This is a genomic window from Microbispora rosea (assembly GCF_044460045.1).
Classification (GTDB): domain Bacteria; phylum Actinomycetota; class Actinomycetes; order Streptosporangiales; family Streptosporangiaceae; genus Microbispora; species Microbispora rosea.
In genome coordinates this window covers 373,170-398,662 of sequence record NZ_JBITJO010000002.1, presented here as the reverse complement: position 1 = coordinate 398,662, position 25,493 = coordinate 373,170, and the positions used below count along the sequence as shown (strand labels likewise).

The window sequence follows — 25,493 nt, the reverse complement described above, 5'->3', positions numbered from 1 at the left end:
GCAGCCGGGCCAGGGCAGCCGGGTCAGGGCAGCCGGGTCAGGGCGGCCGGGTCAGGGCGGCCGGGTCAGGGCGGCCGGGTCAGGGCGGCCGGGCCGAGGCAGCAGGGCGGCAGGGGTCAGCGCGGCCGGGCGTAGTCGTCGAGGGCGCGCACGATCAGCGCCCTCGCGTCGTCGTGGAAGGCCGCCACCTCACAGAGCTCCTCGAACGCCTCCGCGTAGAAGGCGACGTCCTCGACGTCGCGGAGCAGCAGGTCCCGGGTCCTGGTCGCCACCCCGACCAGGCAGTCGTCGTAGATCCAGAACGAGTTCATCAGCGCGGACGGCAACTGCGCCTCGAACGGCAGCAGCCCGAACTCCACGTTCGGCAGCGTGGTCACCGCGATCAGCCGGTCGAGCTGGCCGCGCATCACGTCAGGGGGCGCGAGCCGGTAACGCAGCACCGCCTCCGGCATGACGAACCGGAACCGCCGTGCCGGGTCGTACAGGATCTCCTGGCGCCGCATGCGGACGCGGATCGCGTCGTCCACGTCGTCGGTGGACTCGTACACCCGCCTGACCTTGCCGAAGATGTGCCTGGCGTACTCGGTGGTCTGCAGCAGGCCGATCACCACGCCCGGCTCGAAGGCCCGGAACAGCCGGGTGCGCGTCTCCAGGTCGCGGACGTCCTGCTGCAGCGCGGCGAGGCCGTTCCTGTTCCGCTGCCGCCAGGTGTCGTGCCGCTCCAGCAGTCCGGCCGCCTGCCGGATCAGGCCGTCGATGGCCTGCGGGTCGGCCTCCACGGCCTTCCCCCACGCGGCCACGTCGTCTTCGGTGGCGGTCTGGCGGGCGTTCTCGATGCGCGAGACCTTCGACGGCTGCCAGCGCAGCCGCTCGGCGAGGTCCTTTCCGGACAGGCGGGCGTTCTCCCGCAACCGGCGTAGCTGGGCTCCCAGGTCCATGCGGGCCTGATGGAAACCGCTCATGCCCACCTCCGGCCGTGGTGCGGTTCAAGGTAGACCCGGCACGCCGGATCATGCCAGAGGGGGGCGCTCAATGGTGATCGGGCAGGGCCCGCCGGGCGATCTCGACGAGGAGTTCCCTCGGCACCTCGACCGCGGTCTCCCCGTCGAGCACATGGCGCAGGTCGGCGCGGGCCTCGCGGTCCACGACCTCCAGGCCCTGGACGACCAACGTGCCGCGGTCGGTCTCGTAGAGGGAGGGGCAGGCCCCCGCCTCCGACGTGGAGCCGAGAAAGCGCAATCGCATGTTCTTGTCTCTCGATTGGCGGCGATCGGGCGCAATCCTAGTCATCGGGGAATGGGCACGCACACGGCGCGAAGTCGCTCGCCGAGCGCCTTCGCCTGGGCGTCGAGGAGCGGGCTCGCCGCCACGCCCCGGCCCAGGAGCCCATGGACGACGAAGTTCAGCGCGTGCAGGTTCGGCAACGCGAACCGGTCGATCGGCAGGTCGCCGACCTCCGGCAGCAGTTCCCTGAGCCGGTCCACGGTCAGGAACGCCGCGAGCCACGGATAGCGTGCGGGGTCGCGCACCCAGACGCCGAGGTTGGCGTCGCCGCCCTTGTCGCCCGAGCGGGCGCCGGCGACCGTTCCGAGCGGCGCGACCTGCCCGGCCGCGACATCCCCGGCGTACGGCGGGATCGCGGCGTCGGCCGCGCCGCCGGGCGGCGGTCCGCCCGCCTGCTCGCCCAGCAGCGGACCGGACGGCGGGGTGTGTGGCACCTCGACGCGGATTCCGTTCACGGTCACCACCGGGAGCACGGCCCGCGCGTTGACCGACGAGGGCCAGTAGACCCCGTAGGGGGAGGCGTCACCGGGCGGCGTCAGGCCGTAGAAGCCGGGGTAGCTCGCCAGGCCGGTCTCCACCACGGCGGAGGAGAACGCCCGCCCGGCCCTGCGAGGATCGGGGTCCATGACCGTGATCCGCAGCAACGCGGTCCCGGCGTCGTCGCGGCGGTTCGCCTCCCCGCGGCCGCCGCCCGTGTGCCCGCCGCCCGTGTGCCCGCCGCCCGTGTGCCCGGTGCCCGTGTGCCCAGCGTCCGTGTGCCCGGCGTCCATATGCGCGGTGCCCGTGTGCGAGGGGCTCGGGGAGCCGGATCCGCCGTCCGCGCCGAGGGGGGTCAGCTCCACGTGGACCTGCTCGAACGACTCCCGGGGGACGCGCGCCCAGATCGCCTCCTGCGCGATCCGTGACTTGGCCGCGATGTCGAGGCCGGTCAGCACGAGCGTCATCGTGTTGCGGTAGCCGCCGAGGTAGGTGACGGCGACCTTCAGCGTGTCCGGCGGGGGTTCGCCGCGCACGCCCGTGATCCTGACCCGGTCGGGGCCCTCCTGCTCCAGCCGGATGGTGTCGAACCTGGCGGTCACGTCGGGCCCGAGGTAGCGGGGCGAGGCGATCTCGTACAGCAGTTGCGCGGTCACGGTTCCGGTCGAGACCAGCCCGCCGGTACCGCGGTGCTTGGTGATCACGCTCGACCCGTCGGCGTACAGCTCGGCGATGGGGAAGCCGCAGTGGGCGAGGTCCGGCACCTCCTCGAAGAAGGCGTAGTTGCCGCCGGTCGCCTGGCAGCCGCACTCGATCACATGCCCGGCGACGACGGAGCCGGCCAGCGGGTCGAGGTCATCGGGGTCCCAGCCGAACCACCACATGCCGGGCCCGGTGACCAGCGCCGCGTCGGTGACCCGACCGGTCACGACGACGTCCGCGCCGTGCTCCAGCGCCACGGCGATCGGCCGGCCGCCGAGGTAGGCGTTGGCGGTCAGCGGGGTCGCCCGCAGGGTCTCACCGGTGTCCGCGTTGACCGGCGGTCCGGCGAGCGGCATGAGGTCGTCGCCGGTGACGTGGGCGACGGCCGCGCGCAGCCCGAGCCGCTCGGCCAGGGCGGAGACCGCCTCCGCGCACCCGGCCGGATCGAGGCCGCCCGCGTTGGCGACGACTCTGATGCCGCGGTCGAGGCAGGTGCCGAGGACCTGCTCCATCTGGGTCAGGAACGTGCGCGCGTAGCCGGGGCGGCCCTTGAGCCGGTTGCCGGCGAGGATCGACATGGTGAGCTCGGCCAGCCAGTCGCCCGTCAGCACGTCGATCGGCCCGCCCTCGACCATCTCCTCGGCGGCCGACAGCCGGTCGCCGTAGAAGCCGCCGCAGTTCGCGACCCGGATCGGTCCCGGCCGCCCGGCCTGCGCCGGGACAAGGCCGGCCTCCGCCGTCATCGCCCGGCCTCCGGTGTCATAGGCCCGGCCTGCGCCGTGATGAGCCCGGCCTCCGGCGTCCTGGGCCCGGCCTCCGGTGTCATCGCCCGGCTTCCGCGACCGGCGCCTCGGCGGGCACCCAGGCGGCGGGCCGCTTCTCGGCGAAGGCCCGGATGCCCTCCTGCCCCTCCTCCGAGGTGAAGCGCTCGGCCGACAGCGCGGCCATCGCGCGGAACCCCTCCTCGACGGGCAGTTGCGGCACCTCCCGCACGAGCCGCTTGGTGATCGCCAGCGCCTCCGGGCCGCCGCGCAGCAGCATGCCGGTGTAGTGCGCCACGGTCGCGTCCAGGTCCTCCTCCGGGACGGCCCGGGTCAGCAGGCCGATCTCCACCGCGCGTTCGGCGGAGAAGACCTCGCCGGTGAGGAAATACTCCGCCGCGGCCCGGGGCTCCAGGCGGCGCAGGCAGGTGACCGCGATCATGGCGGGGACCACCCCGAGCCGCACCTCGGTGAAGGCGAACGACGCGGTCGCCGGGGCGACGGCGAAGTCGCAGGCCGCCACCAGGCCGAGGCCGCCCGCTCGCGCCGTGCCGTTCAGGCGGCACACGACCGGCTTCGGGCTCTCCCAGATCCGCAGCATGATGTCGGGGAACGACGCGGTGACCGGCGCCCCTCCGCCGCGCTGCTCCTTCAGGTCGGCGCCCGCGCAGAACACCGGTCCCGCGCCGGTCAGCACGATCACCCGTACGGCGGGCTCGTCCAGCGCCCATGACAGGGCATCGTCGAGCTGCCGCAGCAGCCGGGACGACAGGGCGTTGCGGTTGTGCGGCGAGTCGAGCGTGATCGTGCCCACGCCGCCCGCCTGCTCGCGGCGTACCAGCACGTCCTGGGGTTCGCTCACGGCTGCGTCGCCTCCCCGCCCCGATCCGCGCCCGTCTGACCGCCGATCTCCGGGCCGGCCTCCGGGCCCAGCTCGCTGCCGGTCGCTGTGCCGGTCTGTGCGGCGATCTCTGTGCCGATTGCTGCGCCGGTCTCTGCGCCGCCCCGCGTGCCCGGATCCGCGCCCGTCTCGGCGCCGGGGGGAACGCCCGTCTCCAGACCCGGGTGCGGGCCGGTGTCCGTACCCGGATGTCCGACGGTGTCCGTTGCCGGATGTCCGAGGGTGTCCGTCACCGGCGGCGCGCCCGTCGCGGAGCTGGCGTCCGGTCGCGTCTCCGGGAAGCCTTCCGCGCCGGTCGCTGTGCCGTTCATCGGGCCGGTTGCCGTGGTGGCCGCCGTGTCCGGCTCCGCCGCGGTCCCCTCCGTCTGCGGGCCGCCGTCCGGTTCCCGCGGCGGCGACGGCTCGATCACGGCGAGCGGCACGCCCGCCTCGACCTGCGTGCCCGGCGTCACGTGCAGCGCGGCCACCGTGCCCGAGGCGGGGGACACGATCAGGTGCTCCATCTTCATCGCCTCCAGCACGACCACCGGCTGCCCGGCCTCGACCACGTCACCGGGCTTGACCTCGACACGCAGGACCGTACCCGGCATCGGGGCGGGCAGTGCCCCCGGCGTCACGCGCGCGGCCGGTTCGGGCAGCCGCTCGACCGTGGTGAGCCGCACCGGACCGAGTGGGGAGTCGACATGCACCACGCCGGGGCGAACCTCGGGGTAGGCGGCCACCTCGAAGGTGTGCCGCAGGCCCGCCGTCTCCAGCACCACCCGGCCGGGTTCCGCGGCCACGAGCGTGACGTCCTCGAAGCCCTCGGCTCGCAGCCCGTCCCTGGTCAGCCGGTAGGCGACCTCCACGCGTCCGCCGTCCTCGGTGCCGAACGCCGTGCGCTGCGGCTGGGACGGCACATTGCGCCAGCCGCTCGGCAGCCCGCCCAGCACGCCGTGGCGGCGGGCGGCGGCGCGGCCGGCCGCCGCCCCGGCGAGCGCCGCCGCGAGCGCGGACAGCCGTACGGCCTCGGGACCGGCGAGCGGGGCCGGCACGGGATGCCGGTCGAGGAAGCCGGTGTCGAGCGCCCCGGACAGGAAGTCCGGGTGCCGCAGCACTCCCACGAGCAGGTCGCGATTGGTCATCAGCCCGTGGATGCGCGCCCGCGCGAGCGCGTCCGCCAGCCGCCGGGCCGCCTCCGCCCGGTCCCGGCCGTACGAGACGACCTTGGCGAGCATCGGGTCGTAGTGGACGCCCACCTCGGTGCCGGGCATCACTCCCGAGTCGAGCCGCAGCCGTGCCCCGAGCCCGAACTCGCCGTCCACGCCGGGGATCTCGAAACGACGCAGCACGCCGCTCTGCGGGCGGCCCTCGGAGTCCTCCGCGTACAGGCGGGCCTCGATCGCGTGACCGACCGGGCTCGGCGGCAGTGCGGCGAGGTGGGCGCCCTCGGCCACCTCGATCTGCAGCCGGACCAGGTCGACCCCGTAGACGCACTCGGTGACCGGGTGCTCCACCTGGAGGCGGGTGTTCATCTCCAGGAAGAAGAAGCCCTCGTCCGACAGCAGGAACTCGACGGTGCCCGCGCCCTGGTAGCCGATCGCACGTGCGGCGCGGATCGCCGCCTCGCTCAGCTCGCGGCGCAGTTCGGGAGTGACCGCTGGGGAGGGAGCCTCCTCGATCACCTTCTGGTGGCGGCGCTGGATCGAGCACTCGCGCTCGCCGAGCGCCCAGACCGTGCCGTGGGCGTCGGCGAGGATCTGCACCTCGATGTGGCGGGCACCCTCCAGCAGGGGCTCGGCGAACAGCGTGCCGTCGCCGAAGGCCGACAGCGCCTCCCGCCGGGCCGACTCGACGGCCCCGGCGAGATCGGCCGGATCGCGCACCACCCGCATGCCGCGCCCGCCGCCGCCCGCCGACGCCTTGACCAGCAGCGGAGCCGTCATCTCCACCGGGCTGTCCGGGGACAGCGGGACGGTCGGCAGGACCGGCACGCCGGCCTCCGCCATCAGCGCCTTCGCCTCGATCTTCTTGCCCATTGCGGCGACGGCCTCGGGGGAGGGGCCGATCCAGGTCAGCCCTGCCTCCAGCACGGCGCGGGCGAAGCCGGCGTTCTCCGACAGGAAGCCGTATCCGGGATGGACCGCGTCGGCGCCCGACCTGCGGGCCGCCTCGACGATCCGCTCCGGGTCGAGGTACGCCAGGGGGGCGCCCAGCCGTACGGCCTGGTCGGCCTCGGCGGTGTGCGGGGCGGACGCGTCGGCGTCGGTGAAGACGGCGACGGTCTCGATTCCCAGTTCGCGGCAGGTGCGGAAGACCCGGCGGGCGATCTCCCCGCGGTTCGCGACCAGCAGTCGCCCGATCATGACCCCTCACCCCCGTCGATCCGCGTGAGCCCGCTGCCGGTAAGAACGGTGCCGTTGAGCATGGTGCCGTTGAGCGTGGTGCCGTTGAGCATGCCGGTCACATCCGGAAGACGCCGTAGCCGGCCCGGCCGGCGTCCGGTGCTCCCGCCACCGCCGACAGGCACAGCCCGAGCACCGTACGGGTGTCGCGGGGGTCGATGACCCCGTCGTCGTACAGCCGGCCGGACAGGAAGAACGCCGCCGACTCCGACTCGATCTGCGCCTCGACCGCGGCACGCATCGCCGCGTCGGCCTCCTCGTCGTAGGCCTGCCCCCGCGCCTGGGCGGCGGCCCGGCCCACGATCGACATGACGCCCGCGAGCTGGGCCGGGCCCATGACGGCCGACTTCGCGCTCGGCCAGCTGAACAGGAAGCGGGGGTCGTAGGCCCGCCCGCACATGCCGTAGTTGCCCGCGCCGTAGGAGGCACCCATGACGATCGTGATGTGCGGCACGGTCGAGTTGGCCACCGCGTTGATCATCAGCGCGCCGTGCTTGATGATGCCGCTCTGCTCGTAGTCCCTGCCGACCATGTACCCCGTGGTGTTCTGCAGGAAGACCAGCGGTGTGCGCGACTGGTTCGCGAGCTGGATGAACTGGGCGGCCTTCTGGGACTCCGCGCCGAACAGCACGCCGCTGGCGTTGGCGAGGACCCCGACCGGGTGGCCGTGGACGCTCGCCCACCCGGTGACCAGGCTCGGCCCGTAGAGCGGCTTGAACTCGTCGAAGTCGCTGCCGTCCACCACCCGGGCCAGGACCTCGCGGGGGTCGAAGGGGACCTTCAGGTCCTCCGGCACGATCCCCAGCAGCTCGTCCTCGTCGTGCAGCGGAGCGGCGTAGCCGGACGCGGGAACGTTCCCGCCTTTGCGCCAGTTGAGCCGCCGCACGATGCGACGGCCGATCCGCAGCGCGTCGTACTCGTCGGCGGCCAGGTGGTCGGCCAGCCCGGAGGCCCGCGCGTGCATCTCCGCGCCGCCCAGCGACTCGTCGTCGGACTCCTCGCCGGTGGCCATCTTCACCAGGGGCGGGCCGCCGAGGAACACCTTGGCCCGCTCCCGCACCATGACGACGTGGTCGCTCAGGCCCGGCACGTACGCGCCGCCCGCGGTGGCGTTGCCGAAGACCAGTGCGATGGTCGGGATCCCCTCGGCTGACAGCCGGGTCAGGTCGCGGAAGACCTGGCCGCCGGGGATGAAGATGTCCTTCTGCGACGGCAGGTCCGCGCCGCCCGACTCCACCAGGTTCACGTACGGCATGCGGTTGCGCAGCGCGATATCGGCGGCGCGCAGGGTCTTGCGCAGTGTCCACGGGTTCGACGCGCCGCCGCGCACGGTCGGGTCGCTGGCGGTGACGACGCATTCGACGCCCTCGATCACCCCGATGCCGGTGACGACGCTCGCGCCGACGGGATACTCGGTGCCCCAGGCCGCCAGCGGGGACAGCTCCAGGAACGGCGAGTCGGGGTCGACGAGCAGCTCGATCCGCTCGCGGGGGAGCAGCTTGCCGCGCTCCCGGTGCCGCTCGACGTACTTCTGCCCGCCTCCCGCGACGGCCTTGGCGTGCTCGGCCTCCAGCTCGGCGAGCTTCGCCAGCATGGCCTCGCGCCGCGTGCCGTACTCGCCGCTGGAGGTGTCCAGCCGGCTCACGAGCACCGTCATCGCATCACCGAACCGAATTCTGTCACCTGATGATCCTCCTGGTGAGCCGCCGCCGCGTCAACGAGCCGGGCCCGGCCGCGGGGCCGGCCCGTGTGGATCAATCCCCGGCATCGGTCCCGGCGCCTCCTGGGTCACCCCCGGCGGCTTCGGGATCAGCCGCCGTGGTTTCGGATGCAGCCCCGGGATCAGCCACAGTGCGACCACGCGCTGCTCCAGGCGGCGGTGCCGTAGCCGCCGCCCCAGATGACGCACTTGCTCTTGGCCGCGAGCCGGATCGGCCCGGCGTAGGTGGTGTAGCTGCCGGAGTCGGTCTTCGACGACCCGCCCTGGACCTTCAGCACCGCGCTCATCTTGATCTTCCCGGGCACGACGTACTTCGACATCGTGATCACGCAGTTGTAGCCGTTGGACGCGTTGTAGAGCAGGTACGTCGTCGCCTGCCCGTAGGAGTGCGAGTCGACGACGGCGTAGCCGCCGCCGCACACGCCGGCGGCGGTGTACGGGTTGGGCTTGGGCGCCGCGGTCTTCGTCGGGGTGGCCTTGGCCGTCGCGCTGGGCTTGGGGGCCGCGGTGGTCTTCGCCGGAGCCGGGGTGGTCTTCGCGGGCGCCGGCGTGCTCTGCGCCGGCGTGGTGGTCTTGTAGGTGGGCTTGACCTGCTGCGGGACCGTGTGGGAGGGCGACGGCCGCGCCTGGCGGGTGCGCGCGGGGGAGGCGGCCGGCTTCGGCCACACGCTCGGCCGGCGTGCCGAGGGATTCGGCGAGGGCTTCCTGTCCTTCGGCCGCGCCGGGTTGGTGACCAGCTCGGACGGCTGCGGGACGGGCACCTCGTCGTCCAGGGACTGCGTCATCGTGGGCGACGCGGTGGGGCCGAGGGCGTCCTCGGACGAGATCTGCTGGGCGGACACCCACGTCGGCACGAGGAAGGCCGCCGCCGCGAGGACAGACACCCCGAGACCGGCCGCCGTCCACGTCAGCACCGGCCGCCGCGGTCGCGACCCGTCGGCGCCGGGCCCGCGCCGCGCGGGCGGTGTGGGCGGCGTGGATGCTCCGGCGCCCCGCGGCCCCGGAGCGGGCGCGTGCGGCCCCGGCGTGTGCGGTCCTGGTGCGTGCGGTCCTGGTGCGTGTGGTCCTGGTGCGTGCGGTCCCGGCGCGCGCGGCCCGGGCGCCGGACCGGCGCCGTGCGACCCCGGCCCCGGTGTGTGCGGCCCCGCTGCGTGTGGGCCCGGTGTGTGTGGGCCCGGTGCGTAGGGTCCGGGCGCGTGCGGCCCGGGTGCCTGTGGGCCGGGTACCTGCGGACCGGATGTCTGCGGCGCCGACGGGGCGGCGGCGGGCCGTACGGGCACGGTGGGCTGTCCGGTGAGCCGCGCGACCACGTCCTCGGCCGAGGGACGCAGCGTGGGGTCCTTCGACAGGCACGCGGCGACGATGTCCCGCAGGGGTGCCGCGAGGTCGCCCAGGTCGGGCTGCGCGTTCAGGATCCGGGTGATCACCGAGGGGATCGAGTCCGCGCCGAAGGCGGGCCTGCCGGTGGCGGCGAACGCCATCGTGACGCCCCAGGCGAACATGTCTGCGGACGCACCGGCGGTGCCGCCGGAGAGCACCTCGGGGGCCAGGTAGGCGGGCGTGCCGATGGACGCGCCGGTCGCGGTGGACTGGGGCGAGTCGGGCGCCCTGGCCACCCCGAAGTCGATGACGACCGGGCCCTCGGGGCCCATCAGGACGTTGGCCGGCTTGAAGTCGCGGTGGGTGATCCCGGCCCGGTGGATGGCGGCCAGCGCCGTCGCCGTGCTGATGGCGAGCCGTTCGAGTGCGGCGCCCCGGCGCGGCCCCTCCCGGTCGACGAGCTGCCGCAGCGAAGGCCCCGGCACGAACTCGCTGACGATGAACGGCTGGTTGCCCGCGAGGTCGGCGTACAGGACGGGGGCCGTGCAGAAGGGCGCGACCCGCTGCGCCAGCGCGACCTCGCGCAGGAACCGCTCCCGCGCCTCGGGATCGGCCGTCAGCCGGGTGTGCAGCAACTTGACCGCGACCTGCTCGCCCGCCGGGCCGCGCCCGAGGAAGACGATCCCCTGGCCGCCCTCACCGAGCCGGTCGACGAGCGTGAACGGGCCCAGGCGGTCGGGATCCCCAGCCTCTAACGCCACCATCGCCCCCGAATAACACGCAACCTGACAATGGGACCAAACGCTACCAGTGGTCAGATGGCCTTACCGGGGTTGAGGATGTTCAGCGGGTCGAACACCTGCTTGATGCCCTGGTGCAGTTCGGCGGCCACCGGGCCGGTCTCCAGGCCGAGCCAGCGCTTCTTCAGCAGGCCGACACCGTGCTCGCCGGTGAGCGTGCCGCCCAGGTCGAGCGCGGCGCGGAAGACCTCGTCGGCCGCGGCCCAGACCTCCTCCGGCGGCTCGGCGAGGCCGCGGTCGAAGACGAACACCGGGTGCACGTTGCCGTCCCCCGCGTGGGCGACCGTCGCGATCAGCACGCCGTGCCGGGCCGCGGCCTCCTCGATCGCGGTGATCATCTCGGGGAGCACCGAGCGGGGCACGCACACGTCCTCCACCAGGCACTGGCCCAGACGCTCCTTGGCCTGGTAGGCCAGGCGCCTGACGCCGATCAGCTCGGCGGCCTCCTCCGGCGTGGACGACACCGCGACGAACGACGCGGCCCCGCACAGGTCCGCCATCTCGTCCGCCGAGCCCTCGGCCTGGGCGATGAGCATCGCCCTGGTGGACGGCTCCAGCCCGATGTTCTTCCAGTCGTCGATGGCCTGCAGGGTCGTGCGGTCCATCAGTTCGAGCATCGACGGCTGGCAGCCCGCGGCGACGATCGCCGACACGGCCGCCGCGGCGTCGCGCAGCGAGGTGAACTCGGCGGCGACCGTCGCCATCTCGCGCGGGGCCCGCCGCAGCCGCACGGTCGCGGCTGTGATCACGCCGAGCGTGCCCTCCGAGCCGACGAACAGGCCGGTCAGGTCATATCCGGCCACGCCCTTCATCGTGCGGCGGCCGGTGTTCAGCACCCGCCCGTCCGCCAAGACGACCTCCAGGCCCAGCGCCGAGTCGCGGGTCACGCCGTACTTCACGCACCTCAGGCCGCCCGCGTTGGTCGCCAGGTTGCCGCCGATGGTCGAGATCTCGTACGACGAGGGGTCGGGGGCGTACATCAGGCCGTGCTCGCGGGCCGCCCGGTCGAGGTCGGCGGTGATGACGCCGGGCTCCACGACCGCGATCTCGTCCTGCGGCGACAGCTCGCGGATCGCGGTCATCCGGGCGAGGGACAGGACGACGCAGCCGTCGACGGCCGTCGCCCCGCCGGCGAGCCCGGTGCCCGCGCCGCGCGGGACCACCGGCACCCGGTGCTCGCTCGCCCAGCGCATCGTGGCCACGACGTCGTCGCGCGTCTCCGCCAGGACCACGCCGAGCGGCCTGCCCGGCTGCACGAACGTTCGGTCCCTGGCGTACGAGTCGGTGACGTCGGGATCGGTGAGGACTCGTCCGTCCGGCAGCGCCGCGGCGAGCGCGGAGGTCAACTCGTTCACGTCTGGACTTTACGGCACGGTTCGGTATCGGGTGTCATCCGGAATTATTAACGGTTTTCGGTACAGATCACATTTTGACAACCATGCCGGATGCCTCTTTACCCGCCCTTTACCCCCTCGTTTAAGGTCCCGCATGCGCGCTCATCCCGGCGCGCCGTGCATGGGTGTCCGGGGAACCCGGACGGGAAGGGATCTCGTTGTCCAGAAGAATCCGGCGTCTCGCCGCGATCGTGCCCGCGCTCGGGCTGGCGGCAGGAGGTCTGGCCGCGGCCGGTGCGGCTGCGGCTCCCACGGCGGGCTACCAGCCCTCCGCCAAGGACCACTACATCAACTACGCGCCGCCGCGCGTGCAGGGCGACTTCACCACCATCGATGAGAAGGTCCCGGCCAAGGGCGCCAAGCGCACCGCGGCCCTGGCGCAGGCGATCGACCACAAGTTCGCGAGCGGCAACCCGGTCGCGGCGCGGGTGCTCGCCAAGCACGAGAAGCAGGCGATCAAGACCGGGAAGAACCCCTTCGACTTCATCTACAAGAAGGCGAAGACGACCCGCACCGCCAAGCTCCTCACGCTGCTGGTCGAGTTCAACGACCAGGCCAACGACGACTTCTCCGGCTGGTCCCACCCGAGGACGATCGACGACGTCGACGACTGCATCACCGAGCCGCCGGGCACCAAGCTGAACGGCCCGCTGCACAACAAGATCCCCAACCCGGCGACCGCCGGCGGTGGGGGCAAGGACAACAACTCCATGTGGGTGGCCGACTTCAACACGGCTCACTACAACAACATGCTCTACACCTCCAAGGGGATCACGACCCGGGTCCGCCCGGATCTGAAGGACCCCCGGGACGGCAAGAAGGGCATCGACATCTCCGGCTCCACCATGAAGAACATGTACGAGGAGATGTCGAAGGGCGCCTACACCGTCACCGGTGAGGCCGTCGGCTGGCTCAAGGTCCCGCACTCGGAGGCGTGGTACGGCGCGGGCAAGTGCCACACCTACCCGCAGGACATGACCGGCCACCCGGACAACCCGCGCGGCGCCGCCCAGCTCGCGGTCGACGCGGTCGACGCGCTCGTGAAGTCGAACCCGAACTTCCCGTGGGCCGACTACGACGTCGAGGACACCTCCGACGCCGACGGCGACGGCAACTTCGACGAGCCCGACGGCGTCGTCGACCACCTCGTGCTGATCCACGCCGGTGAGGACAAGTCCAGCGGCGGCGGCGCCGAGGGCACGCTCTCCCTGTGGGCCCACTCCAGCGACGTGGCCGGCGGCTACGCGGTGCCGGGCACGAACGTGAAGATCTCCAACTACATCCTCCAGCCGGAGGACGCCGGGGTGGGCGTGTTCGCCCACGAGTACGGCCACGACCTCGGCCTGCCGGACCTGTACGACACCACCGGCGCCGGCGACTCCGACGTCGACTTCTGGGACCTGATGTCGAGCGGCTCGCACTCCGGGCCGATCTTCCAGTCCCTGCCCACCCACATGGGCCTGTGGGACAAGTGGGTGCTCGGCTGGGCCAACCCGAAGGTCATCGAGCCGGGCGGCAAGAACCAGCTCGTGACGGTCGGCCAGACCTCGCGTACGCCGAAGGGCACCGAGGACGGCGTCCGGATCAACCTGCCGGACAAGCAGAACATCATGTCCACTCCGCACAGCGGGTCGAACCTGTGGTGGTCCAACGGCGACCAGGACTGGGCCGACAACAAGCTGAGCAGGACCGTCGACGTCCCGGCCGGGGCGGACGCGAAGTTCTGGTGGTGGAGCGACTGGGGCATCGAGGCCGACTGGGACTTCGGCTTCTTCGAGATCTCCACCGACGGCGGCGCCACCTGGACCGAGCAGAAGGTCTACAACGAGGACGGCAGCCTCGCCACCACCGGCGACGACTACACCGACCCCAACGGCCGCCTGAAGGACTACGGCAACAAGAAGTACGGCCTCACCGGTGAGAGCGGCGGCTGGCACCACCTGTACGTCGACCTCGCCCCGTTCGCGGGCACGTCCGTCCAGATCCGCCTGCGCTACGCCACGGACGCGGCGTCCGTGCAGCGCGGCTGGTTCAACGACGACTTCTCGCTGAACAACGGCGCCACCGCGGTCTGGACCGACGACGTCGAGGGCGGCGCCAACGGCTGGACGGCCACCACGGGCACGTTCACCGACACCAGCGGCGCCGGCTGGGTCATCCACTCCGGCCAGGAGCAGGCGGCACAGTACTACCTCGCCGAGTGGCGCAACTTCGACGGGTTCGACAAGGGCCTGGAGTACGCCTACGACACGACCTGGCTGCGTGACGGCGCCTGGAAGGTCGAGAAGGTCAAGTACAACGCCCCCGGCCTGCTCGTGTGGTACCGCGACACCTCGGTGTCCAACAACGACGTCTCGGGCCGCACGTTCGACCTGCCGTCGGTGGGCCCGAAGGGCGAGCTCCTCGTCGTGGACTCGCACTTCGACCCGCTGCGCCGTACGGGTGCGGCGGCGGACAAGGACCCGTCGGAGCTGAAGAACCTGCCGTCCCGCCCGCAGTCGTCCAACGCGGCGTTCAACTTCGTCGGCACCTACCCGTTCAAGGAGTGCATCGAGGGCGAGCCGTTCGTGGAGTACTGCACCTCGTTCGGCAAGCAGGCCGCGGTGAAGTCGTTCACGGACGCCAAGGGCTGGTACCCCGGCCTGGAGGTCCGCGACGGCAGCCTCTACTACCGCCAGCGTGACTCCTCTGCGGTCGTCCCGTCCAAGGACAACCAGCAGTACTCGACCAGGATCGTCAACGCGGACGGCACCCCCGCCAAGGAGCTGTACGGCACCGACATCGGCGGTGCGATCCTCGGCACCGGCAACCCCGGCGACGAGGGCAAGCAGCTCGGCGTGCAGATCAAGCTGATCAGCCCGCTGCCGGCCAACCTGGGCGCGATCATCCAGGTCACCCCCGCCAAGAAGTAACCGCCATCGGGGTGTAAGCCCCCTGGCCCCCGTGCCCGGCCGCCGTCCGCCCCGGACGGCAGCCGGGCACACTCGCGTCCGGGGCCGCGCGCCCGGCCGCGGCGGCCCCTAGCATGTGACCGTGCGGAGCAAGGCGGAGCATACGGAGACCATCCACCGGGAGCGGAAGGCCGCCGTCGTCGTGAACACCAAGTCGCGGCGGGGCCGGCGCCACTACGCCGAGGTGCTGCGGCTGCTGAAGGAGCGCGACTTCCGGCTCACCGGCGTCCACCCCGTCACCGACCCCTCGCGGCTGCGCGACATCCTGACCCGCGCGCTCGACTCCGGCCCCGACCTGCTCGTCGTCGGGGGCGGCGACGGCACGCTGAGCAGCTCGGTCAGGCACGTGGCGGGCCGCGACGTCGCCCTCGGCGTGCTGCCGCTGGGCACCACCAACAACTTCGCCCGCAGCCTGGGGCTGCCGCTCGACCTGCCAGGGGCGATCGGCGTGTTCACCGAGGGCAAGGTGGCCGACATCGACCTCGGCATCTGCGGCGACCGGCCCTTCGCCAACCTCGCGAGCTTCGGCGTCTCGGTCGAGGTGGCGGGCACGGTCAAGCCGTGGCTCAAGCGGATGCTGGGCCGGGCGGCCTACCCGCTGACCGCGATGACGATCCTGCCGAGGCACCGGCCGTTCCGCGCCTACATCACCGTGGACGGCAAGCGCCACGAGCTGCTGACCCACCAGCTCAACATCGCCAACGGCCGCTTCCACGGCGGCTGGCAGATCGCCAGGGACGTCAGCATCGACAACCGCAAGCTGGTGGCCTACCAGCTCGGCTCCGGCAAGCGGCTGCGCCTGCTCGGGGAGACCCTCGTGCGGGCGACCACCGGCAGATGGACCAGCCTCGCGGGCGGGCCGTTCGTGACCGGCCAGGAGATGCTGCTGGAGACCGACCCGCCGATGGCGGCCGACATCGACGGCGAGGTGCGGCTGCGCACCCCGCTCGTGCTCAGGACCGTCCCGAACGGCGTCCGCGTGATGGTCCCGCAGAGCTTCGAGGACACCTGATCCCTACCAGGTCGTGTCCCGTGATCTTTCCAGCCTACTGCGGTCGGCCAAATGGCGCCTCGCTGCGTTCTCGTCGTCGCCCATAGCTCCGCTATGGGCTCCTCCTCGGCCTTGCGATGCATCCACCTGGCCGATCCTCGCTACGGCAAAAGATCACGGGACACTCCCTCGGCCTCGTCGTTCTCCCCGGCTGCGAGAGTCCGGTACGCGGGCCGCAGCAGGTCGAGCAGCGGGATGTGCCTGGCCTTGACCTGCGGCGGGTCCAGCGCGCGCAGCAGCAGGTCGGGAGGAGATCCGGGATCGGCCGGCGGGCCGAGGCGGGCCGCCGAGGCGCCGGACTCGTAGAAGTCGCCCATCCGCTCGGCGAACGGGACGTCGGGCACGCCGAGCGGGTCGGGTGTCCCGCCGCCTCCCGGCTCAGCCGGGATCCGCCCGCCGTCGCCGCCGGTGGCGCGGAGGGCGTCGAGCAGCGCCTCCCTGGCCATGCCCCGCCAGGCCAGCACCAGGAACGGATCGTCGTCGAACGCCTCGGCCAGCAGGTAGAGCACGGCCGACAGGTGCTTGCACGGAAAGCCCCAGTCGGGGCAGGAGCAGTCCATGTCCAGGCCGCGCTCGCCGGGGAAGAGCGGCAGCCCGCACGCCTCGAAGACCTGCTCGATCTCCGGCGGCATCTCCCCGGCGAGCAGCTTCGCCCGGTGGAGAGCCTGCGCGGCCAGCGCCTCGACCAGCCCCGCCCACTCCCGCTCGCCGTACGCCGTGATCCGCACGCTCACGCCGTAAGGGTCCGGCCGCGAGCCCTGCACCCGGGCCTTCACCAGGCCGGGACCGAGGTCGAGGTCGAGCACCTGGCCCCGTCGCGCGTACGCGCGGCCCCGGCTCAGCCTGCCCGCGTCGCAGACGCGCTCCAGGACGTCGACGAACCGCCGCGACCACCACTGCTCGCCGATGGTCCCCCGCTTCGAGCGCGCCTTGATGCCGCCCTCGACCCTGATGGGTCGCGCGGCCTCGAACCAGCCGTCCCGCCCGACCGGCATTCAGCTCACCGCCTCGGGGGACAGCCGGAACAGCTCGCGCAGCTCCGCCGTGGACAGCGCGGAGATCCAGTCCTCACCCGTCCCGACGACGCTTTCGGCCAGGGCCTTCTTGCGCTCGATCATCTCGTCGATCCGCTCCTCCAGGGTCCCCGCGCAGATGAACTTCCTGACCTGCACATTGCGGGTCTGGCCGATCCGGAACGCCCGGTCGGTCGCCTGGTTCTCCACGGCGGGGTTCCACCACCGGTCCACGTGCACGACGTGGTTGGCGGCGGTGAGGTTGAGACCGGTGCCGGCGGCCTTGAGCGACAGCAGGAAGATCATCGGCTCGTTCTCGCTCTGGAACCGCTCCACCAGCGCGTCGCGCGTCTTCTTCGGCAGCCCGCCGTGCAGCCACAGCACCGGGCGGTCGAGACGCGCCGCCAGGTAGGGCTGCAGCATCGAGCCGAACTCCGCGTACTGCGTGAAGACCAGTGCCTTGTCGCCCTCGCTGAGGATCTCCTCGGCCAGCTCCTCCAGCCGGGCCAGCTTCCCCGACCTGCCGGACAGCCGGGAGCCGTCCTTGAGCAGGTGGGCGGGGTGGTTGCAGACCTGCTTGAGCCTGGTCATCGCGGCCAGGACGTTTCCGCGCCGCTCGATGCCCTCGCTGCCGGCGATCCTGTCCATCATGTCCTCGACCACCGCCTGGTAGAGGCTCGCCTGCTCGGGGGTGAGCGTGCACCAGACCTTCATCTCCATCTTGTCCGGGAGGTCGGAGATGATCGCCTTGTCGGTCTTGAGGCGCCGGAGCACGAACGGGCCGGTCGCCCGCTTGAGCGCGGCCGTGGCCGCCTCGTCGCCCCGCCGTTCGATCGGCTCCTGGTAGCGGTCGCGGAAGGCCCTCGCCGACCCGAGCAGGCCGGGGTTGCAGAACTCCATGATCGACCACAGCTCGGCCAGATGGTTCTCGACCGGGGTGCCGGTCAGCGCCAGCCTCGTCCGGGCCGGGAGCGAGCGCACCGCCTGAGCCTGCCGGGCGGCGGCGTTCTTGACGGCCTGAGCCTCGTCGCAGACGACCCGGGCCCAGGTGAACCGGGCCAGGGCGTCGCGGTCGCGCAACGCCGTCCCGTACGTCGTGAGGACGAGGTCGGCCTCGCCGACCCGCCCGGCCAGTTCCTCGCCGCGCAGGCGGCCCGTGCCGTGGTGGAGGTAGACGTCCAGCGAGGGCGCGAAGCGGGCGGCCTCCTTCTGCCAGTTGCTGAGCAGCGACATCGGGCACACCAGCAGCGTCGCCCCGGCCCGCTCCTCCTGCTCGCGTTCATTCAGCAGCAGTGAAAGGGTCTGTGCGGTGTTGTGGCAGAGGATGCCTCCGGCGACGAAGTTGTGGTGCTCTGCCACCTCGAAGTCATAGACGTATCCCTCGTAATCGACCTCTTCCACCGAGACGACCCGCGCGTAGAAGACCTCACGTTCCGCGCGCATGGCGAGCTCATCACGGATGGCGCGTAAGGCGTCCCGATCCAAGGCGCGACAGGCGCCAGCGACCTTCCCGGTCCATCGGTTCTCCGGTTGAATCAGATGTTCGCATTCCGCTGCGCCGGACAACATCCGGTCCATCGCCTGGATCGCCATGGCCGCGGTCTTCGGGGAAAGCTCCTGGGTCCCCGTGAAGTAGACGGGACCGACGCCGAAATGACGCATGGGAAGGCCGGTGGACGCCCGAGCGAGCGCCAGGAGATCGCTGCCGGGTACGCCCTCCACATTCGAGTTGGCCGGCTTCGCACAGAGGTCGTCCAACTTGGCCTGCTTCACCGGGTCGGAGAACCCGATCAGATCGCGGAACAATCGGAGCCCAGGACCGCCGATCATGCCGATTTGATAGGGCCGCCTGATTCCAGAGCCGTTGGTGGCCGCCTTCATCTTCTCAGTCGTCCGCAGCCAGATCCCGAATCGGCGGAGCATGATGCTCAGCTGGGACATAAGCCAGCGCGAGGCGGACGCGATCTCGATCATCCGCATTCCCGCGACGACACTGCCTTCAGCCGCGAAGAATTCCCTGAGGAAGAGCCGGACCGTGTCGTCGCCGGCGGCCATGATGAAGTCAGGAATGCGTTTCGCGGCGGAGAGGCGGCCCCACTCGTAGCCCCGGGCGGAGAGGAACGCGGCGTAGTCGACGCTGCACAGGCGCAGATCGTGCACATCCCTTGCAGGTCGAATGGTCGGATTGTTTACGAACAGCCCATAGCGGGTGCCGATCCGGAGAATACGCTCATGGAGTTCGTCGAGAACGGCGCGGTTTTTCTGGGTGATTCGTAGATCCGCCTTGCGACTTTCGTGGCCCTCGCTTATCTGCCATGCCAGGAGTACGGTGAGGTCCGGATCGACCGGCTCCCCCTCCCATCTAATGCGGCGGGGTACGCAGATTCGGTCGCCGGGCTGGATGTTGCGGGTCCAACCGTTGACACCGAGCAAACGATGCCGCCTGGTGATCGTGATCTCACTGCCGTCGTCCAGGCGGACCCGGCGAAGCCGTTCCCACACATGCTGGCGGTAGAGGCGAGTGAACGAGGCCTGTACCACCCGGCCCTCGGCGTCGATCGCATTGGTGGAGAGCGGAGACAACGGGGTGGCCCACTCACCGCCATCCTTGAAGAGGATGCCGACGGCGTAGTTCTGCCAAATATCGGCTGCGGAGGCAAGCGCACCGTTGACGAAGATGGGCGAATCGGGCATTAGGCACTTACCGAGTCCCATGTCGTCCGCGAGAATGCCGCCGAGCCCGATTTGGGACATGAAGTCGAGCCAGGCCAGCCCGCGCTCCTGGTACGGCCGGAGCGTGCCGTGGAACGCGGCCGGGGTCGCGACGGGTTCGAGACGGCGGTCGGCCTCGCCCGACAGCAGGTCGCCGAGCAGGCCGTCGGCGTCCACCTCCACGAGCGGAAGCTCGTCGTCCCCGGCGTGGACCACCTCCTGGATGACCTCGCCGATGGTCATCCGACCGGAGCCGCGGCGCTCCACCGCCCTCAGCGCGGCCCCGAGCTGCCGGGCGTCCAGCTCGACCCACTGCCCGCGCAGCCGGACCAGCGGCACCTTGAGCCGGGCCAGCTCTGCCAGCTCCGCCTCGCTGATCGTCTCGTCGCCGACGGCCAGCTCGGCCCGGAAGTCCACGAGCTGCGCCAGCCCGAACCCCTGGTCGGCGGCGGCGCCGGGTCCGGAGCGGGACCTCGTGGTGAGCTTCAGGCCGAGGCGGGTGCGGCCCGCCCACGCGGGCAGCTGCACGCCGAAGCCGGCCGACTGCAGGAGGGGCGCGGCGTGCCGGAGGAAATGGAAGGCCCCCTCCACGTCGAGGCCGACGTCCGTCGGCCGGGGTTCGCGGAGCGCGTCGTCGATCCTCGGGTAGAGACGGGCCGCCCGGCCGAGCCCGGCGAGCAGCGTCTCGTCCGGCCGTCCGGGCAGGCCGGGCAGACCCTCGCCCGCCCAGACGAGGGGAGCGGGCACGTAGAGGCTCGGGTCCTCGGCCGACTGGAGGGCGAACTCGACCCGCCACGCCCCTGCTCCCGCCTCGGCCGCAGCGCCCACGTGGGGTGCGCTGACCGCCTGCGCGGGATCTTCGGCCGGGAGGGGCTCGACGAGGCGGAAGCACACCTTGACCGGGCCGTCGAGCTGGTGCGCCGCCCTGAACCACTCCTCCAGCGGCCGGGCCAGCGCCTGCGCCTCCTCCCCGCGGGCGCCGGGAAGGGCCGCCGTGTCCCCGGTGAGCGCCACCGTCCACCGGTCGGCCAGGGGGCTGCGCGGCCCGGGGCGGTGCCCGCCGAGCAGGCGTTCGGGTAGCGCCTGCCGTACGGCGGCGTCGGCCAGGCCCGCCAGCGCCTCGGTCAGCACATGGGTGGACGGCCGCTCCCGCTCCACCGCCCGGCAGACCGGCGGCATGGCGGCGGCGAGCTCGCGGAAGCGGTCGGCGTGCGCGCCGGTCAGCACCGGCCGCCAGCGCGCCGCGTAGCCGCCGTCCTCGGCGGCGAGCTGGGGCAGCACCCGGCCGCGCCGCACCAGGTCACGGGCGTGGGCGGCGACGACCGCGAGATAACGCAGGGACGGCCCGGCGACGGGTGGCGGCTCGAACTCCTCGGTCAGCAGGCGGAGTGCGGGCCCCGGCTCGACCAGCAGCGCGGGCACCCGCCACGGACTTATCCTCGGGCGGCGCGCGGTGACGCGCAGGCCGGTCTCCGGGGAAGGGAGGGGACTCGTCGCCGAACTCGGCAGCAGCAGCACGGCGTCGCCGGACACGGCCTTGCCCGCCGCCTCGGCCGCCGCGTCCCCCCAGCGGGGCAGCTCTCCGGCCAGGGCGCTCGCCGGGACGGCGAAGGGATGGGGGCGCACCTCGGCGCGGGAGGCCGCAGGCTCCGCGCCGGTCGTCTCCTCCGCCCAGAGCACGAGATTCCCGCCGTTCCAGGCGGCGTGGATCACGACCACGCCGTCTCCTCCGCCGAGATCACGAGTTCCCCGCCGTTCCAGGCGGCGTGGATCACGACCACGCCGTCTCCTCCGCCGAGATCACGAGTTCCCCGCCGTTCCAGGCGGCGTGGATCACGACCATGCCGTCTCCTTCACCAGGAGTGCGAGCCGCCCGCCGTCGCAGGCCGTGTGAGTCACGAGCACACCGTCTCCTCCCGCCAATTCGGAACGCTAGCAGCGGCGACGGAGCTTCCCGGCCGCTCCCGCCGTCGCCTGTGGACAACGCTCCGCGCGGGCCTGCCTCGACCTGCCGGGTGAACGCGCTGATCGCCTGGTCGAGCCGTGTCCGCGACATCCCCTGCCGGAGCGTCGTCGCGCGAGCGTCACTCGGCGGGCGGGAGCCGTACGGCGATGTAGCCGCGCAGGTCGTCCTCGTCGAGCGAAGATCCGGGGAGGGGCGATCCCGCGTCGGCACGCAGGCCGTCCAGCATGATCTCCACCACGCGTTCCATGGCCTGCTCGTTGTGCGTGCCCGGCGGCGTGTACACGTTCAGGGTCATCAGCAGGGCGACGTCGCCGGGGCCGATGTCGGCGCGCAGCGCGCCGTCCGCCTGCGCCTGTTCGACCATCCGCAGGACGGTGGCGATCACCAGCTGCCGCATCTCGTGCAGGTCGGGGCCGGTGCGCAGCCGCTGGTGCAGGTGTGGCTGGAGCTTCGCCGGCAGCACGCCCAGCCGCATGGCGACCGAGCCGCGCAGGAAACGGCACAACGCGTGCCAGGCGTCCGGCTCCTCCTGCCAGGACGTCTCCGCCAGATCCACGAGACGGCGCAGGCTCTCCTCGCCGACCGCCCTGAGCAGCGCTTCCCGGTCGGGAAAGCGGCGGTAGAGCGTGCCGACGCCCACGCCGGCGCGGCGGGCGACCTCCTCCAGTGGCACATCGACGCCCTGCTCCAGGAACAGCTCCTGGGCCGCGGCGACGATCAGGTCCCGGTTGCGGCGCGCGTCGGCGCGCAGCCCCTTCTCCACTGCTGCCACCCCACAGACGGATCTGGACGATTTTCCTCCGGTTAGGATACCGTCGCTTATCGGAGGAAATCCCTCCGGTTAGGGGGTGCGTCATGAGCACAGCGCTGATCTCGGGGGCCGGGATCGCGGGGACGACGCTGGCCTACTGGCTGGCCGGGCACGGGTTCCGGGTCACGGTGGTCGAGCGCGGGGGACGGCTCCGGTCCAGCGGCAACCCGGTGGACGTCAGGGGGCCGGCCGTCCCGGTCGCGGAGCGGATGGGCGTCATGCCCCGGCTGCGCCGGGCCACCACCGGCACGACCGGGGTCAGCTTCGTCGACGCGGCGGGCAGGCGGGCCGGCCGGATGGACATGCGCGCCGTGCAGCGGCCGGACGAGGTCGAGGTGCCGCGCGGCGACCTCGCGTCGATCCTCTACGAGGCGAGCCGCGACCGCGCCGAGTTCCTCTTCGACGACTCCATCACCGCGCTCGGCCAGGACGAGCACGGGGTGGAGGTCACCTTCGAGCGCGCCGCCCCACGCCGCTTCGATCTGGTGATCGGGGCCGACGGCCTGCACTCGGTGACGCGGCGCCTCACGTTCGGCCAGGAGACGGAGACGCCGCAGAGCGGGCTCGTACGTCACATGGGCCTGTACGTCGCGACGATGCCGCTCGGCGACGGGGCGGCCGGGGACGGCCGGGACATCCTCATGCACAACACGCCCGGCAAGGCGGTCGCCGTCAATCCCCGGCCGGCGGGCGCGTTCTTCCTCTACCGGAGCCCCGAGGAGCCCGGCTTCGACCACCGCGACACCGAGCAGCACAAGCGGATGCTGATCGACGCCTTCGCGGACGTGTCGTGGCGGGCGCCGGAACTGCTCGACCACGTGCGCGCCGCCGACGACCTCTACTTCGACTCCGTCAGCCAGGTGCGCCTGCCCCGCTGGTGGAAGGGCCGCGTCGCGCTCCTCGGCGACGCCGCGTCCTGCGTGTCGCTGTTCGGGGATGGCTCCACCCTTGCCATCGCGGGGGCGTTCACCCTCGCCGAGGCGCTGGCCGCCCACCCCGGCGATCCCGCGGCGGCCTTCCGCCGCTACGAGGCGGCGCACCGGCGCCTGGTGGACCCCAAGCAGCGCAACGTCGCGCAGGCGTCGGCACTCCTGGTCCCCGCGACGCGAGGCGGCATCCTCGCCAGGAACCTGGCCACCCGTCTGTGGCCCGCCGTGGCCGCCGCCACGCGGCTCAAGCACGCTCTCGCACGGTGAGCGCAGGCCCCAGCCGCTCCGCTAGGCGGGGAAGGCGAAGAGGCGGTACCGGGAGACTTCGACGAAACCGAATAGCCGGTACAGCGGCTCGCCGGCCGGGCTCGCGGCGAGTGCCGCCAGCCGCGTACCGCGGTCCCGTCCCACGCGGAGCGCTGCCGCGGTCAGCGCTGTGCCGACGCCGCGTCGGCGATGCGTGTCCGCGACGTGGACGAGGAAGATCCCGGCCACGTCGTGGGCCGCGATCACTGTCGTCGTCCCGACCACACGGTCCTCGAGAACCGCCGCCAGGCGGACGATGTCCGCGTTGTCCCGACGTCGCGACTCGATCCGTACGATCTCGGGTTCGAGGCTCGGCGCGACGCCCATGGAAGCGCTGTAGGTGCGTACCAGTTCCGGCAGCCGGTCATGATCGGTTACCGCCTCGATCCGCAGGCCGGCCGGCGGATCCATCGGATCCACGGCCTGGTCGAGCGATCTGACCATCACGGGGAGCGTTGTGAATTCTTGCGCTCCGCGGGTGGTCAGGGCGGACGACGTGCCCGCGGGGCTGTCCGGGCCGACCCACCACCACCAGGGCACTCCCGCGAGCCGATCTCGCGCGGTGGCGGTGATCTGCTCGACCGCATCCAGGGAGCGGACGCGGACCACTCCGTTGAACTGTGGCTGAGCCAGCCCGCTGCGGAAGTAGCCGAGGTCACCCTCACCGCGGTCCGCCGCGCCCCAACCGGTGAGGTACTGGCGGAAGTTGGCGGTCACGCGGGCCATGCTCCCGGGGTGCCACAGGGCTCGCGGGGCATGGTTGCCCGGGGACGCGGCCGCCGCGAGCGGTTCATCGGCTCCGCTTGGAACGTTCGTCATGGGTGTCACCTCTGTGGAGAAGCGGCCTTCTATTGATCTTGTGGTGTCAGGACGCCACGATTCGGTAGTCCAAGACGGGGCGGTATCCGATGCGCCGGTAGACGTTGTTGCTCGCCGGGTTGGCGAGGTCGGTGAAGAGGAGCACGTGTTCCGCGCCGGCGTCGCGAGCTGCCAGGGAGACGGCTGTGGTGACGGCGGAGCCGTAGCCCCGGCCGCGTTGTCCGGGCGGCGTGTAGACGGGGGTGATGCGGGCCGTCCCGGCCACCACGGACGTCATGGCGGCCATGGCCACTGGTTCGTCCCCGACCGCCCACAGCCGCCAGCCGCCCCGGCTCAGCCGCTCGTCGATGAACGCGTCGAGATCGGCTCCGAGCGAGCCGGCTTCCATGACGAAACGGGTGCACCAGTCATGGAGAAGAGCCCGGTCGCCCTCGGTCGCCGCCCGCGGTGCCCCTGGTGGTGCCCCTGGTGGTGCGACGTCAGGGCGCACAAGCTGTTCGAGACGGTAGAGGCGCAGGTGCGGTCCGTTCTTCGGCGCGGAGCCGGTGGTCGTCCGCCAGGCTTCGCAGAAGGCGCGGACCGACGCGGCGTCGGCCAGGAGCTGCGTGAACGGGTGAGTCCGGGCGGACAGGAGCCGGGCCAGGTGCGCTGCCGCGACCTGGGAAAGGCGGCTCGCGGCCAGGAGGTGCGGCGGCGTCCAGACGAAGGCGGCCGTCGTCGCCGTCTCTTCCGGTTCCCGCCACCAGCCCAGCACCGTGGGCGGGTTCTTGCCCCCGGATCGCAGCTGCTCGATCGTCTCGAGCCCGGACAGCAGCATGGTGTGCAGATCGGGACGTGCGGCGAGGAACGACCCCGCCTCGGAGCGGAACACTTCGGGGTTGTCTGTGATGAACCAGGTCACTGGGTGTGGTCTCCTGCTGGCCAGGGGGCGCGCGCGGTAGCCATGTGTCCCGGGGGCGTCACCAGATGAGGTGAGAGCCGCCGTGCGGACATCGATGCCGGGCAGGTCATCGAAGGAGTCGCAGATGCTCGGGCTTGTGCCACGCTCCGGGCGCCGGCGACAGCGACGGCAGGGTCGTTCGAACCTCAGGTGAGGCGTTCGGCATGAGCCCATCATGGAGGCCCCCGCCTCGCAGTGTCCATGTGATAGATGTCACCAATGATCTATATGGCCGGGCTGAACCACCCCGCC

At 72.1% G+C, this 25,493-nt stretch carries 16 protein-coding genes and 1 pseudogene; 3 read left to right on the top strand and 14 right to left on the bottom strand.

All coding sequences use genetic code 11. The features are described 5' to 3' along the window. Positions 1–116 precede the first annotated feature (116 nt). The 8 genes from ACIBK1_RS09210 to ACIBK1_RS09175 form a co-directional block, all read right to left on the bottom strand. The gene (locus tag ACIBK1_RS09210) at positions 117–962 is read right to left on the bottom strand and encodes a helix-turn-helix domain-containing protein (RefSeq protein ID WP_030505252.1); all 846 of its coding nucleotides are present in this window, start codon (positions 960–962) and stop codon (positions 117–119) included. 67 nt (positions 963–1,029) lie between these two features. Beyond that, positions 1,030–1,245 (bottom strand): hypothetical protein, encoded by a 216-nt coding sequence (locus ACIBK1_RS09205; RefSeq protein ID WP_036404419.1) that lies wholly within the window; start codon positions 1,243–1,245, stop codon positions 1,030–1,032. A gap of 41 nt (positions 1,246–1,286) precedes the next feature. Further along, the gene (locus ACIBK1_RS09200) at positions 1,287–3,206 is read right to left on the bottom strand and encodes an acyclic terpene utilization AtuA family protein (RefSeq protein ID WP_396733622.1); all 1,920 of its coding nucleotides are present in this window, start codon (positions 3,204–3,206) and stop codon (positions 1,287–1,289) included. 79 nt (positions 3,207–3,285) lie between these two features. Then, a complete protein-coding gene (locus tag ACIBK1_RS09195) occupies positions 3,286–4,086 on the bottom strand; it encodes an enoyl-CoA hydratase-related protein (protein WP_197042365.1) in 801 nt (266 codons plus the stop codon). Then, complete coding sequence (locus ACIBK1_RS09190) at positions 4,083–6,470, bottom strand: ATP-binding protein (RefSeq protein ID WP_449566880.1); 2,388 nt, start codon at positions 6,468–6,470, stop codon at positions 4,083–4,085. Before ACIBK1_RS09190 ends, ACIBK1_RS09195 begins: the two co-directional genes overlap by 4 nt. 97 nt (positions 6,471–6,567) lie before the next feature. Next, the gene (locus ACIBK1_RS09185; protein WP_363532774.1) at positions 6,568–8,166 is read right to left on the bottom strand and encodes an acyl-CoA carboxylase subunit beta; all 1,599 of its coding nucleotides are present in this window, start codon (positions 8,164–8,166) and stop codon (positions 6,568–6,570) included. Between the two features lie 185 nt (positions 8,167–8,351). Beyond that, a complete protein-coding gene (locus ACIBK1_RS09180; protein ID WP_396733617.1) occupies positions 8,352–10,313 on the bottom strand; it encodes a serine/threonine-protein kinase in 1,962 nt (653 codons plus the stop codon). Between the two features lie 50 nt (positions 10,314–10,363). After that, complete coding sequence (locus ACIBK1_RS09175; RefSeq protein WP_396733614.1) at positions 10,364–11,704, bottom strand: FAD-binding oxidoreductase; 1,341 nt, start codon at positions 11,702–11,704, stop codon at positions 10,364–10,366. Positions 11,705–11,901: 197 nt separating this feature from the next. On the opposite strand from ACIBK1_RS09175, the gene ACIBK1_RS09170 reads away from it, so the two are divergent. Both ACIBK1_RS09170 and ACIBK1_RS09165 read left to right on the top strand, forming a co-directional pair. Continuing rightward, entirely contained in the window at positions 11,902–14,655 is a 2,754-nt protein-coding gene (locus ACIBK1_RS09170) for an immune inhibitor A domain-containing protein (protein WP_387069207.1), read from the top strand. 121 nt (positions 14,656–14,776) lie between these two features. Next, a complete protein-coding gene (locus ACIBK1_RS09165; protein WP_030505244.1) occupies positions 14,777–15,706 on the top strand; it encodes a diacylglycerol/lipid kinase family protein in 930 nt (309 codons plus the stop codon). A 140-nt stretch (positions 15,707–15,846) separates the two neighbouring features. On the opposite strand, the gene ACIBK1_RS09160 is transcribed toward ACIBK1_RS09165, so the two are convergent. From ACIBK1_RS09160 to ACIBK1_RS09145, 4 genes and pseudogenes are all read right to left on the bottom strand, one after another. Then, the gene (locus ACIBK1_RS09160; RefSeq protein WP_396733610.1) at positions 15,847–16,740 is read right to left on the bottom strand and encodes an SWIM zinc finger family protein; all 894 of its coding nucleotides are present in this window, start codon (positions 16,738–16,740) and stop codon (positions 15,847–15,849) included. Continuing rightward, positions 16,741–19,452, bottom strand: coding sequence for an SNF2-related protein (locus ACIBK1_RS09155; RefSeq protein WP_197042408.1), 2,712 nt, complete (start codon positions 19,450–19,452; stop codon positions 16,741–16,743). A 249-nt stretch (positions 19,453–19,701) separates the two neighbouring features. Then, positions 19,702–20,649 (bottom strand): annotated as a pseudogene (locus ACIBK1_RS09150) (SNF2 helicase-associated domain-containing protein); the annotation flags it as partial. Positions 20,650–21,554: 905 nt separating this feature from the next. Continuing rightward, complete coding sequence (locus ACIBK1_RS09145) at positions 21,555–22,199, bottom strand: TetR/AcrR family transcriptional regulator (RefSeq protein ID WP_357320627.1); 645 nt, start codon at positions 22,197–22,199, stop codon at positions 21,555–21,557. A 92-nt stretch (positions 22,200–22,291) separates the two neighbouring features. Here ACIBK1_RS09145 and ACIBK1_RS09140 point away from each other — a divergent pair, with 92 nt between their 5' ends. Next, positions 22,292–23,443: an FAD-dependent monooxygenase gene (locus ACIBK1_RS09140; protein ID WP_396733605.1), complete on the top strand. Its 1,152-nt coding sequence runs from the start codon at positions 22,292–22,294 to the stop codon at positions 23,441–23,443. A 21-nt stretch (positions 23,444–23,464) separates the two neighbouring features. Here ACIBK1_RS09140 and ACIBK1_RS09135 read toward each other — a convergent pair whose 3' ends face one another. Next, complete coding sequence (locus tag ACIBK1_RS09135) at positions 23,465–24,199, bottom strand: GNAT family N-acetyltransferase (RefSeq protein ID WP_030505240.1); 735 nt, start codon at positions 24,197–24,199, stop codon at positions 23,465–23,467. 148 nt (positions 24,200–24,347) lie between these two features. Next, positions 24,348–25,202: a GNAT family N-acetyltransferase gene (locus ACIBK1_RS09130; RefSeq protein WP_396733602.1), complete on the bottom strand. Its 855-nt coding sequence runs from the start codon at positions 25,200–25,202 to the stop codon at positions 24,348–24,350. Positions 25,203–25,493 lie beyond the last annotated feature (291 nt).

Coding starts and splice junctions, on each gene's coding strand:
- ACIBK1_RS09210 (WP_030505252.1), bottom strand. CDS start 962: ATGAGCGGTTTCCATCAGGCCCGCATGGACCTGGGAGCCCAGCTACGC.
- ACIBK1_RS09205 (WP_036404419.1), bottom strand. CDS start 1,245: ATGCGATTGCGCTTTCTCGGCTCCACGTCGGAGGCGGGGGCCTGCCCC.
- ACIBK1_RS09200 (WP_396733622.1), bottom strand. CDS start 3,206: ATGACGGCGGAGGCCGGCCTTGTCCCGGCGCAGGCCGGGCGGCCGGGA.
- ACIBK1_RS09190 (WP_449566880.1), bottom strand. CDS start 6,470: ATGATCGGGCGACTGCTGGTCGCGAACCGCGGGGAGATCGCCCGCCGG.
- ACIBK1_RS09185 (WP_363532774.1), bottom strand. CDS start 8,166: ATGACGGTGCTCGTGAGCCGGCTGGACACCTCCAGCGGCGAGTACGGC.
- ACIBK1_RS09180 (WP_396733617.1), bottom strand. CDS start 10,313: ATGGTGGCGTTAGAGGCTGGGGATCCCGACCGCCTGGGCCCGTTCACG.
- ACIBK1_RS09160 (WP_396733610.1), bottom strand. CDS start 16,740: ATGCCGGTCGGGCGGGACGGCTGGTTCGAGGCCGCGCGACCCATCAGG.
- ACIBK1_RS09155 (WP_197042408.1), bottom strand. CDS start 19,452: ATGCCCGATTCGCCCATCTTCGTCAACGGTGCGCTTGCCTCCGCAGCC.
- ACIBK1_RS09140 (WP_396733605.1), top strand. CDS start 22,292: ATGAGCACAGCGCTGATCTCGGGGGCCGGGATCGCGGGGACGACGCTG.